Source organism: Micromonospora sp. NPDC049102 (assembly GCF_043197485.1).
Classification (GTDB): Bacteria; Actinomycetota; Actinomycetes; order Mycobacteriales; family Micromonosporaceae; genus Micromonospora.
On sequence record NZ_JBICTE010000043.1, the window covers coordinates 1 to 11804 of the forward strand.

At 72.4% G+C, this 11804-nt stretch carries 7 protein-coding genes and 2 pseudogenes; 1 reads left to right on the forward strand and 8 read right to left on the reverse strand.

What is annotated here, in order from left to right; all coding sequences use genetic code 11:
- Nucleotides 1-90 precede the first annotated feature (90 nt).
- The gene (locus tag ACGFH9_RS28455) at nt 91-1371 is read left to right on the forward strand and encodes an MFS transporter (RefSeq protein ID WP_393225297.1); all 1281 of its coding nucleotides are present in this window, start codon (nt 91-93) and stop codon (nt 1369-1371) included.
- Between the two features lie 31 nt (nt 1372-1402).
- On the opposite strand, the pseudogene ACGFH9_RS28460 reads toward ACGFH9_RS28455, so the two are convergent.
- The 8 genes and pseudogenes from ACGFH9_RS28460 to ACGFH9_RS28495 form a co-directional block, all read right to left on the reverse strand.
- A pseudogene (locus tag ACGFH9_RS28460) lies at nt 1403-1681 on the reverse strand (transposase); the annotation flags it as partial.
- 97 nt (nt 1682-1778) lie between these two features.
- Nucleotides 1779-2183 (reverse strand): annotated as a pseudogene (locus tag ACGFH9_RS28465) (hypothetical protein); the annotation flags it as partial.
- Between the two features lie 129 nt (nt 2184-2312).
- Complete coding sequence (locus ACGFH9_RS28470) at nt 2313-3542, reverse strand: TIGR02679 family protein (protein ID WP_393225189.1); 1230 nt, start codon at nt 3540-3542, stop codon at nt 2313-2315.
- 53 nt (nt 3543-3595) lie between these two features.
- Nucleotides 3596-7723: a TIGR02680 family protein gene (locus ACGFH9_RS28475; protein ID WP_393225191.1), complete on the reverse strand. Its 4128-nt coding sequence runs from the start codon at nt 7721-7723 to the stop codon at nt 3596-3598.
- A gap of 11 nt (nt 7724-7734) precedes the next feature.
- Nucleotides 7735-9126, reverse strand: a complete 1392-nt coding sequence (locus ACGFH9_RS28480; protein WP_393225194.1) for a TIGR02678 family protein — start codon at nt 9124-9126, stop codon at nt 7735-7737.
- Nucleotides 9123-10691, reverse strand: coding sequence for a TIGR02677 family protein (locus tag ACGFH9_RS28485; protein ID WP_393225196.1), 1569 nt, complete (start codon nt 10689-10691; stop codon nt 9123-9125). The genes ACGFH9_RS28480 and ACGFH9_RS28485 overlap by 4 nt, the downstream gene beginning before the upstream one ends.
- A gap of 10 nt (nt 10692-10701) precedes the next feature.
- Entirely contained in the window at nt 10702-10977 is a 276-nt protein-coding gene (locus ACGFH9_RS28490) for a hypothetical protein (protein ID WP_393225199.1), read from the reverse strand.
- Nucleotides 10949-11767, reverse strand: a complete 819-nt coding sequence (locus ACGFH9_RS28495) for a tyrosine-type recombinase/integrase (RefSeq protein WP_393225201.1) — start codon at nt 11765-11767, stop codon at nt 10949-10951. The genes ACGFH9_RS28490 and ACGFH9_RS28495 overlap by 29 nt, the downstream gene beginning before the upstream one ends.
- Nucleotides 11768-11804: the final 37 nt, after the last annotated feature.

Sequence of the window (11804 nt, forward strand, 5' to 3'; positions counted from 1 at the left end):
GGAGACGGCAGCATCGGCTCGATGATCTCCCACTCGGCGTTGGTCAGGTCAGACGGGTACCGCCGCACTCGATCCATGCCTGTCCATCGAATGAGTCAGGCTCATCGATCGGACCCACTGTGCGACACGCCCGACCCACCCACAAAACAAACGCGCTCTAAGGTAGCTGCAGATCCCGTCCCCAACGGTATATGGCGCACCGCAGCGCCGGCCGTGCTAGCTGCGGCGTGGGGTGGCAACCATTATTCACCGATGTTGCTGCTCTACCGGAGAATCGATGGCTACAGCTCGCTGGAGGTCAATCTCTTCTTCGCCTTCTACGTCCTCGGACTGATTCCCGGATTTCTGATCGCCGGGCCGCTCGCCGATCGCTACGGCCGACGCGCCACCGTCACGGCGGCGCTCGCACTCGGGATGACCGGTAGCGTGATCCTCGCCATCTTCCATACGAGCGTCGCAGGCATGTGCGCCGGCCGGCTGGTCTGCGGCGTCAGCGTCGCGGCAGCGATGGTGGCCGGGACGAGTTGGATCAAGGAGTTGTCCGAGCACGACGCCGAACCGCCAGCCCGCGCCCGGCGCGCCTCACTCACGCTTACAGCTGGCTTCGCGCTCGGCGCCGGCGTCTCCGGGCTGCTTGCACAATGGGGCCCGGCGCCGACGGCTCTTCCGTACGTGGTTCACATCGGGCTGTCCGCACTCACGGTGATCCCCCTGCTCCGCACCCCTGAGACACGCCGGCGGGGCCCCGGTGGCCGACCAACGCTGCGACTGAACCTTCACCTGCCGCCCGGCGCCTGGCGACGATTCGTCGAGGTAGTGCTGCCGATGGCGCCGTGGGTGTTCGGTGCGCCCGCCCTTGCCTTCGTGGTAGGGCCGGCCTTGGTCGCCGGGCAAACCGGCGACCTTCGGATTGCCTTTGCCACCCTGGTGGCCGTACTGACCCTGGTGACCGGCGCATCAGTCCAGCCATACGCACCCCGCCTGGCTCGACTCACCCGCGGCCGCCCGGGCGTCGTAGGCCTGCTGCTTTTCGCGCTGGCCACTGCTCTGCTCGCCATCAACGCCGTGGTGCTGTCCTCGCTCCTCGCCGTTGCCGCCGCGCTGCTCTTCGGAGTCGCCTACGGCATATGCATCGTTTCCGGACTGGCAGAGGTGCAGGCAATGTCCACGCCGGATTCCTTGGCCGGGCTAACCGGGCTCTATTGGTCACTTACGTACCTCGGCTTCGGGCTGCCGGTTCTCCTCGCGTCGCTCACCGGACTGGCCGGATATCCTGTCCTGCTGCTTTTCGTAACGCTGGTGGCGCTTGCCTGCGCAGTCGTCATCGGAGCATCCTCACCACGAACCTCGTACAGCAGCCGCCGTTCGTGATCATGGCTGGAGTCCGGGTTTGACCTGAGCGGGTGTCGGTGATGATGCCGCGTTTGCGGCCGACGATCTTCTTGCCGGCGTCGGTGCCCTGTGTGGACAGTGGGACGTTGGTGGAGGTCTTCACGCTTTGGCTGTCCATGATGAAAGCTGTGGGTTCGATGGTGCGGCCGTGGTGGTCGCGGACGAGGCCGGTGATCTGGTAGTTGAGTTCGGTGAAGATGCCTTCCTTGCTCCAGGCGGCGAAGTAGCCGTAGACCGTCGCGTGGGGCGGGAAGTCGCGGGGCAGGTAGCGCCAGGCGATGCCGGTGCGGCGGCCTGAACCGCGTAACCGCCGGCCAGCGCGAAGCCGTATCTATCGGCCGTCCCGAGCCCGGTACGGGCGAGGCGTTCGTGGAAGGGGGCCACCGCTACGTCGCGTTGTTGTGGGTCGGGGCGAGTTCGGGGAAGGCTTCCTCCCAGCGCTGACGGACCTGGGGCGGCAGGCAGAGACTTGGCCAGAGCCGCCGGAGGAGGTCAGCATCGAGCCAGGTGTTCAGATCCTCGACCGTGGCGGCTTCGGTCAGGACCACCTTGTACATGCTGGCCAGGCGTGCGGGCCGGTTCAGGTCGTACTCGGGGTGCCCGAACCAGTCGAGATGGCGCGGAAGCGTCACCATGCCCTTGGTGCGGCCGTGCAGCGCGGCGAGGGTTTCGGCGATGACACAAGGCTTCCGGTCACCATATGGCCGGTAGTCCGCTGGCGGCTGGGGTGATGTCCTGCGCCGGTTGATGTTGGTCGCCCGCCGGACTTCCGGTCGGAGTGCCTGACGGAGTCGTACCTCGTCGAGGACCGGTCAACCCAACCAGCGCACGTTCGATCTGCGGCGATACCCCTGTTCGAAACGCGGGCCTGCGGCGTTCGACCTACGGCATCCAGCAGGTTGGTCAACTCCTGCCAGCCGTTACCCGGCTCCGGTCACGCGCAGGTCGGCGATCAGCAGGTCGAGCAGCCGCTCCTCCATCACCGCGCGGCCGGTCCGCCGCATCGACTCGCCCAGCGACTCGTCCCACGGCGTCCGGGTGGGCGAACCGATCAGTGCCGTGCCGGTGCCCGCCCTCGGCAGGTAGTCAGCGGCGGTCATCCGCCACGGCACCGCGCCCGGATAGCGCTGGAGAGCCGCCGCGGTCAGTCGTACGCCGGTCCAGTCGAAGTCGTTGCGCCACCGGATCACCGCTCCGTGAGCGGCGCCCAGCAGTGTGTGGACGGCGACCGAAGGCACTCCTTCGGTGCAGATCAGCGGTGGGGCCTGGGCACCGAGCGTGGTGGTGGCGGCGCGCAGCACGGCGGGGTTCTCGCAGACGTATACCTCGTCGCAGTTCAGTGTGAGCGGTGCCAGGCGCAGTTGGTGTAGGGTGACCCGCATCGGCACACCTGCCTGCGCGGCTTCCGTCAGCCACCTTCCGACCAGCCCGCCGGAGGCCGGCGCGTTGAGCACCAGCACCTGGCTGGCGAGGTCGTCCGGGACCAGACCGATCGATTCCCACAACGCTCGTTCCCGCTCGCCGTCGACCGGGAGCGCCGTCTGCTGCCAGGTGGCGACGGCACGGAGGACGAGCCCGCGCAGCGGCCCGTCGGTGAGGGCCTTCGTGTCCTCCAGCACCCGATCGGCGAAGACCGGTATCGGCTCGTCGGCCGCGGGGAGCGCGTCCAGGACGCGGATCACGTGCTCGAACGGCAGTCCGGTGCGGATGATGCGGGTAAGGGTGCCGTCGCGGCGCAGGCCGTCGAGCCATTCGGCGTACCAGGCGGTGCCGGCGTGTCGGCCGTCGTGGGCCGTGGCGAGGACGGCATCGCGGGCCACCGACTCGCGTGCGCGGTCGGACGGTCGGTTGCGCAGCGGGGCCGTCGCGGTGAGCACCTCGATCAGGCCGACTCCGTGTGCGGCGCGCAGGTGCTCGTCCACCTCACCAAGTCGGATGCTGAGGCGGGCCGCCGCGGCGGAGCGATGGGTGCCGGTGATGCCGATGATCACGAGGCGTTCGTCGTCGGTGGGGGTGGAGAGCGTCACAGTGGTGTCGAGCCGGCCACCGGTGCGTTCGATGCTGCGCCGGGCGGCCGCCAGCAGCCGCCGCCAGCCGGCCTGCTCGACGAGATCGGTCGTGCCGCCCGGCCGGTACCGGCCGGGCGGCACGAGCGACGGGTGCGCAGCCGAGGGGTCCGACGGCGGTTCGCCGTGACCGTCGGTCATTCGTCTGCGAGGTCGAGCAAGAGGCCGGTCTGGTCGGTTTCGTCCGGGCTACCGGGGGCGCGGCGGGTCTGCGGGGAGCCGAGCGCACGGGCCAGGGTTCCGTCGAAGTCGGCGATGTTGGTCGAGCCGTCCCAGACCAGCAGCACGGTCGATACGGCGTGTTCCACGGCGGAGTGCGACAGGTCGTAGTGTGCAGCGCCGCTGACCGCCGGGTGGGTGGCCCAGAGGTCGTAGCCGGTCATGAACAGGTCCAGGTCGAACTGTTTCGCCAAGGCCATGAGCTCACCCCGACCGGTGTCGTCCACGCCGGCGAACGCCTCGTCGAGGCCGAGCAGCCGGGGTGCGTCGGGTCGGGCCGAGCCGAAGAGCGCGTTGGCGGCGGCGAACAGCGGCAGGTGTAGGGAGACCGACTGTTCGCCGCCGGAGAGCTGGCTGTGTCGGGCCCGGGTCAGCGCCTCCGTGCCGCTGCCGGGGCGGTGGAGGGTGAACGCGAACGTCCGCCACTGCCGGTAGTCGAGGACGTCGCCGAGCAGTTCCCGGTAGGGCCGTTCGGGCGCGGCGGCCCGCGCCGTCTTGATCCGGGCGGCGAAGTGCCGGCGCATGGTGGTGAGCTGGGCCGGCCCGAGCCGGGCCGGGTCGCGTTCGAGGAGCTTGCAGACGTCGCGTTGCTCGGCGTCGAGGTCGTCGGCGAGCCGCCAGCCCACACCGACGGTGAGCCCGGAGGACATCCGCCGGGCGCGCATCTGGCTGTCCATCGCCGCCACCAGGTCGCGGGCCTCGATAGTCCGGTGGTGGATCTGTCGGGCGAGTTGCCCGAGCAGGGCGTCCTCCAGCACCCGCTGCTCGGAGTCGGTCAGCAGCTGCTCCTGGTCACGACGTTCACGGGCGATCCGGTCGGCGAAGTGGGCGACGGGGGTGAGGCCCTGCTCGTCGGCGACCCGGACCACGATCACCCCGTCGTCGGTGTCCCACTCGGGCCGGTGGTCGAGGCCGGCGGCGGGAAGTTGCGCCTGCAGCTCGGTCAGCGCTGTGGTGAGCCGGGTGGCGCTCTGCTTCAGCGACGTCTCGGTGGGGCTCAGCTCCCGCGTGGCGGTGAGGATCGCCTCGTGCAGGGCTGCCACCTGCGGATGCAGTTCGTCGTCCGGGGTCAGCGCCGGCCAGCGCAGGTCGGCGGGGCAGCGCAACAAAACCAGTAGGTCCGGCTGGGCGTACGGGCGCAACCGCTGGGCGTCGTGCTGCGCCTCGGCGACGGCAGCAACCAGGGCCTGCTCGCCCAGCTCCACCCGGGTCAGCGCGGCGACCCGCCGCTCCCGGGCGGCGCCGAGTTGGTTGCGGGCCTGCTCGACGGCCTGCTCCGCCTCGATGATCGCGTCGGCCGTCCGGGCCACATCGGCCAGCACCCGTTCCGCGTCGGCGCCCACGCTGTCGCGCAACGTCCGGTACGCCTCCGCCTTCTCCTGGTGCCGCCCGCGGGCGGTGCGTGCGGTCTCTGCCGCGGCGGTGAACCGGTCGACTGCCTCGTCGTGGCGCTGCCGGGCCTGGTCCTCCTGCTCTGCGGCACGCACGGCGGCGGTTCGCGCGCCCTCCAGGCGTACCCCTCGTTTCTCGAAGCGGCTCACCGCTTCGGCGGTGTCGTCGAGCCGGTCGACCGGCAGCGACCGCTCGGCCGCGCTGCGGCGCAGCGCGGCCGCGGCGGCGGCCCGTTCGGCCAGGGACTGGTCGAGGCGGGCGGCCGCGGCCGCGCTGGCCTCCTGCCGGGCGCGCAGCGTCGCGGCGGCCCGGTCCAGTTCGCGCAGCGCGGTGTGGACCGGCGCGGGCGCCGGCAGGTGCGCGGCGGCCGCGTTCACCGCCGCCAGCAGCGCCTCGACGGACGCGCGGTCGCGGTCCACCGCGTCGAGGTCGGCGTTGATGACGGCCAGCAGCCGGTCGCACTCGGTGACCCGGGCGGCGCGGCGGGTGGCCCGGGCGGTCGCGCCGATGTACTCGCAGGAGACCTTGGCGAACCGGCCGGCGGCGACGCCCTGGGCGTACCGGCCGTTCACGCCGATGGTGACCGGCGAGGCGTCGGGCGTGGTCACGTCGGCCAGCGCCACCGAGGTGAGCACCTCGGTGATCCGCGCGGCGGGCACGTCGTCCTGTTCCTCGGGAGCCAGCACGTCGGCGAGGGTGGCCCCGGCCGGCCGCCGGTGCGGCGGCAGCGGCAGCAGATAGCCGTCGAGGTCGTCGCCGGCCAGCGCGGTCGTCGCGGTCCCGGGGTCAGGGTGCAGCCAGGCGTCCAGCAGCCCGGCCGCGTGCAGGGCCGCCTCGACGGCCGCCGCGTCCGCGCCGGTTACCCCGTCGGTGAAACGGACCAGTCGCCACAGCGGCGCGCCGGGTCGGCCGGCGCGTGGCGCGGGCCGGGTCACCGGGGCGGGTGGGGCGTCGTCGTGCTCGGCGGCGATCCGGTCCCGTTCGGCGGCCACCTCGGCCCGCCGGTCGGCCAGCGCCGCCCGCTGCGCCGCCAGCGCCGCGAGCCGGTCCCGCCGTTGGGCCACTGCGGTGGCCGTGTCCTCGGCGTACACCTCGCGCAGGGTCCGCGCGCCCGGCTCGCCGGCGGTGTCCACGGCGGCAATCAGCCCGGCAGCCAGGTCCGGGCGCGCGATGTCGGCCAGCAACCCGGCGTTGCCCTGCGCCCACTGCGCGAGCTGGGCGCGCAGCCGGGCGCGGGCCTGCGCGACGGCATCCTCGGCGCGCCGCTCGGCCTGCTCGGCGACGGCGACGGCGGCGGTGGCGCCGGCCGCGTCGGCGGCGGCCCGGGCGTGGTCCCGGTCGGCCTGGTCATACCGCGCCACCTGCGCGCGGACGGCGCGCACGTCGTCACGGCGGCCGGCGGCCCGCGCGGTGATCCGGGCCGCCAGGTCGTCGAGGGCGGAGTCGTCGGCGCTCCAGGTGATCCCGGCTACCTCGGCGTCGAGCAGGAGATCGTCGGCGAGCCGGTCGGCCGCCGTCCGCGTGTCCCGAGCCGCGACCGTCGCCCGTTCTGATTCGGTACGCCGTCGCGCCACCGCGCTCTCCTCGGCGACGACGGCCTCGTCGGCCCGCCCGGTCGCCTCGGCCAGGTCGTGCACGTGCCGCTGCAGGTCGGCGAGCTGCTCGTGGGACTGGTATGCCGCCGAGGCCTTCAGACTGTCCAGGTGGGCGCGAAGCCGTCCGGGCTCGCTCTCGACAGCCCGTAGCCGCTGACACGCCGCGGACTCCGCCTCGGCCGCCGCGCCGGCCGCGTGTCGGGCGTCGCCGAGTGCGGTCGACCGGCTGGTGACCGCGTCACGGCGGGCGGTCAGGGCGTCGGCAGCGGCCCGCGCGTGGGTCCGGAGGTAGGTCGAGTACACCGTCAGGAACGCGGCGGTGGCGCCGTCTGCCGCCACCAGCCCTTCGAGGGTACGGGCGACCGCCTCCATATCGTCGAACGAGCGAGCGGACTCCACCAGCAGATGGTCCTCGACCGGGCGCAGCCCCCGTTGCAGCGTGCGGGACAACTCGACCGGGTTGAGGTCCTTGGCCAGTTGCGGCTTGCGCAGGGTCAGCACCAGGTCCAGCAGTTGCTCGTAGCGGGCCGGGCCGAGGCCGAACAGCCGGGCGTCAACGAGCTGCCGGTAGTCCTCGGCCGAGTCCCGCACCGCCTCGGCGCCCAGCCGGTCGATCAGATCGCGGCGGGTCAGTGGCCGGTCGTCGGCGTCCAGCAGGGAGAAGTCCACCCCGACCCGGCCGTCGACCACGAAGTGCCAGCGGGTGACCCGGTCGACGTGCCGGTGTGCCCGCAACCCGATGCCGACGGTCACGTACCGGTCGCCATCGCCGAACTCCATCCACACGTACGCGTGGCTGACCTCCTGCCCCCGGTAGAGCAGGTTCGACTTCATCGTCCGGTCCTCGCTGGCGAACGGGTTGAGCCGGCGCGGTTCGATCCGCCCGTCGAGGACGAACGGGAACAGCACCTCCAGCGCCTTGGTCTTGCCGGATCCGTTGGGCCCGCGCAGCACCAGCCACCCGTCGACGAAGCTGAACTCCTCGTCACGGTAGTCCCACAGGTTGATGATCCCGACCCGGGTGGGGGCGAACCGGCGGACGGCGCGTTGCTCGATCACGATCGACTTCCTCAGAACAGGGTTTCGGTGGTGGCGCGGGGCTTGACCGTGGCGACGGTGTGGCGGTACCGACCCACCAGCGGCCGGACGAGCACCCCGCCCGGCACGGCGGTGACCGCGCCGAACCGTTCCAGCAGCGCGACCGCCTCGACGCGTAGCCGGTCCGGGTCGGCGTGCCACTTCGCCCCGAACGCGGTCCCGTACCGCTGGAGGATCTCCCCGACGGCGGTACGCAGGAAGCTGTCGGTGATGAACGGCAACCGGCCAGCGCCGTCGGCCTCGTCGTGGTCACCCCGGTCCTCGGCGGTCCACGGCTCGTCCGGACCAGCGTCGTCGAGGCGTACCAGGGTGGCCGTGGGCAGGCCTGTGTCGATGTGGCTCGCCAGCGCCTGCTGCCGGGCGTGCCCGTCGGGCGGGGATAGCCGTTTGACCCGGCGGCCGTCGGGATCCGCGACCCGGACGGCCATCTCCACCGCCAGCAGCACCGCGGCCTGCGCCACCGAGCCGGTGCCCGGGAACCGCTCCGTGGTGAACCCGGCGGTGTCCACCAGCAGCACGCCCTCGGCCCGCCGTTCCACCCGCAGCCCGGTCAGCCGGGCCAGGTCGGCGGCGAGCGCGGAGCCGCGCAGATGGTTGGCAACCGCCGGCTCGACGTCGGCGTGGTAGACGGCCGGTGACTCCACCACCGCCCGCCGGGCCGCCTGGGCCGCCTGCCGGCGCTCGGCGTTGCCGCTGCTGCTCATCGCCCGGTCCAGCAGCACCGACACCGAATCGATGTGCTGCAGCACCCGGGTCGGGCGGAACAGCGCGAACACCACGTCCCGCGCCACGTCGTACAGTGCTTCCCCGGCCCCCGGGTCACTGGCCCAGGCGGCGCTGGAGCCGTCGGCCAGCCGCAGCACACCCCGCTCCTCCAGCCAGCCGACCGCGTCCACGAACGCCCGCCGGTCCGGGCCGTGGTCCGGATCCAGCCCCAGGCCGGTGATCCGGTTCGCGTCGCCGGCCACCGAGTCGGCCAACTCGCTGAGGGTGATCTGGATCCCGGCGCGGCCCAGCACCGCCAGGCACAACGACAGGTACGCGTAGCGCTGCCGGTCGAACGGCCGTCCGGTGCGTGACACCGCCGGTTGGGTGCCGTCGAGCCGGTCCTTCGCCCGTACCAGCCGGGCTGTGGCACCGTGCAACTCCAGGCGGTACCCGAACGCCTCAGCGAGATCGCGGCGCAGCGTGGCGGAGAACCGCCGTACCCGGGGCAGCGCCCGCTCGTCCGGCCACGTCGCCGTGATCAGCGGGTGGCGCAGGACCAGCCGCACCGCCCGCTGGTAGTCGGCCAACTCCAACTCCGGGACGTCGACGGCGAACCGGTGGACCGCCGGCCGGGGAGCGTGGGATTCCGCGGTCACGCCGGCACCAACTCGGGACGGCGGACCGCGGTGTGCTGCGCGGCGGTGACCGTCAACGCGTACCCGTCCAGATGCAGTCGGCCTTCGGCGGTGCGCACCGTGCTGAACCGGCCCGGCGTCGGGGTGAGGGCCAGCCGCACGCCGTGCGCTGCGGCCGCCAGCGGCACCCCGGCCCGGCCGCCCACCCGGGTGGCTAGGGCGATGTCGAGCAGGCGCAGCAGGACCTGGGTCTGCGCCCCGTCCAACCGGTGATCGTTCACGCCCTCGGCGGCCAGCGCCGTCGCCGCGTCGGCCCACCGGCGCTCCCGGGCGAGCTGGTCGCCGCGCAACCGGTGCCGGCGCTCGTCGACCCGGTCCAGCCGGGCCGGCCGGCCCCGGCCCTGCCCCGGTGCCCGGCCGGTGGTCACCAGGGTGCGGGACAGCTCCACCGCCGGCGCCTCCCACCACGACAACCGGCTCGCGATCGCCTCCGGATCCGGGTGCGCCACCCCAGCGTGGCGCGGCGCACCCAGGCCGAACACGACGTCGAACAGGGCGTGCGCAGCCTCCTGGGTGCCGGTGTGGGTGAACCACGCGGCCAGGTGCCGCAGCTGCGACTCCCGGCTCACCCCGCCACGTCGCGCCTCGGTGACCCGACGCAGCAGAGCCAGGACGTCACCGATAGCGGCGATGGTGGCGTCCGACAACCGGTCCGCCTCGCTGGGCTGCTCCGGGCCCGGCGGCGCCAACCATGACCGCAGCCCCGCCCAGCGCCGCCGCCAATCCTCCAGCCGCTGCACCGGGGTGTGGAACAGCCGCTCGTCGGCCTCGGCCGCGGCCTCGATCAGCCGGTCCAGCCCGGTCGCCTCGACCTCGTACACCGCCGCGCGCAGCCGGGGCGTGTACCGCTGCAGTTCGTCGTGGAAGTCGCGTAGGTGAGCCAGCAGGGCGTCCTTGTGGGCAAGGAACACCTCCGGCCGTACGTCGTTGGTCCGTCCCAGATCGCCTAGCATGTGGTAGAAGCGGGCAGCCCGTTCGGCGATGTCGGCCAACGCCCGGTCCAGCCGGTTGAACTTGCGGTAGACCTCCTCCGCGTCCCCCGCCTCGTTAGCTGCGGCGAGCGCGTTGAGGTCCGCCAGCAGGTCGGCAAAGACAAGCCGGGACAACGTCGCGTCGTCCATGCTCGCCGACAACACCGCCTCCACCGCCCGGTGTGCCCGGTAGCCGGCCTCGGTGAACTGGTACACCGAGTGCCGGTTGCGGTACTCCGCCAGCGTCGTGGCCCGTGAACCGTCCTGCCCCCGGTCGAGCACCCCCCACTCCACCAGGGCATCGAGCAGCCGCGGCAACTCCAACCCGGCCGGATCCGGGCAGTCGGCGTCCACCTCGTGCAACGCCGCCAGCGCGGCGGCCACGTCAGAGGTGTGCAGCACCACGTGGTAGCTGGACCGTGCCGAGTCGAACGCCCGCAGCAGCCACAGGTAGGCGAACCGGTTCTCCGCCGTCACGTAACCGAACAGCCGCATCCGGTCGTCCAGCCCGAAGTCGTCCAGCCCGAACGTCGGTCGAGATGGCTGCGCCGTCATCATCCACCTTTCACCGGACGCGGTCAGTCCACCACCCTACCCAGGAGAGCCACCACGGCGGCCGGGCACGCAGGGGATCGGCGGCAGCCTGTCCTGTGGTCGTGGTCGCAGCCCGAACGGGAAGCGGGTCGGCGGTGTGCGTGGTGAGGCCCTCGATCAGGACCTGCTCGTAGGCGGCGGCGGTGACGTCGTCGGTCTGGTGCGTGGTGGCGTAGGCGTCGAAGACCAGTGGGATGGCGGTGGTGATCGAGACGCCGTCAGTGGTGTGCCCGGCGATCCAGCTCACGTCGGCGGCGGTGCCGATGCGCCAGTCCCGCCCGTCCTCGCCGATGACGCCGACCAGGTCGACGACGGTGTCGGCGATGATTCCTGCGGCGTGCACGACTTGGTCTCGGGCGGTGTACCAGGGCGGTGGTGAAGCTGGCTCGGTCGGGCTCGAGGCCGGGTTGGCTGTCAGTGGCGTCGGTCGAGGCGGTGCGTAGCAGTTGGTAGACGATGAGCAGGGCGTGGATTTCCTGGTCGATGCCGTCGGGGGTGCGGGCGCGTAGGACGCGGCCGGTGAGGGCGCCGATCCTGGATAGCCAGGATCCGTCGGGTAGGCGGGCGATCGCACGCAGGAGCGGATCGGTCGGCAGTACAGCACCGCGAGCGTCGGTGTGCTCTCGTAGGTGTCCGGCGAGATCGAGGGTGATGGGCTGCCAGCGGACAGTGGATCCTTTCTCGGTGAGGCGGACGAGTCCGTTGGTGGTATCGAGGTCGACCAGCCGTAGGGCCAGGGCGCCGCTGCGGCGGCACGCGGTCTCGGTGTGCAGGCGCAGGAGCAGCGCGTCGAGGATGACGTCGTTCCCGCTGGTGCGCGCCATCGCGTTGATCTCCTCCAACTCGTGTGCGGTCAACGCTCGGCGGGTGCCGGGTAAGCGTCGGGGTTCCGCGACGCGGTGCGCGGGGCTGGCGGCGGCGTCGATCAGCCCGTCGGCGATGGCACGTCGGTAGAAGGCACGGGCGGCGGCGATGAGGTGCTCACCGGCGTGCCGGCCGTTGCGGCTGTTGCGCCGCGACACGGCGCAGGCGATCATCGCCTGCTTCAGACGCTGTCGGGATCCTGGTCTACCT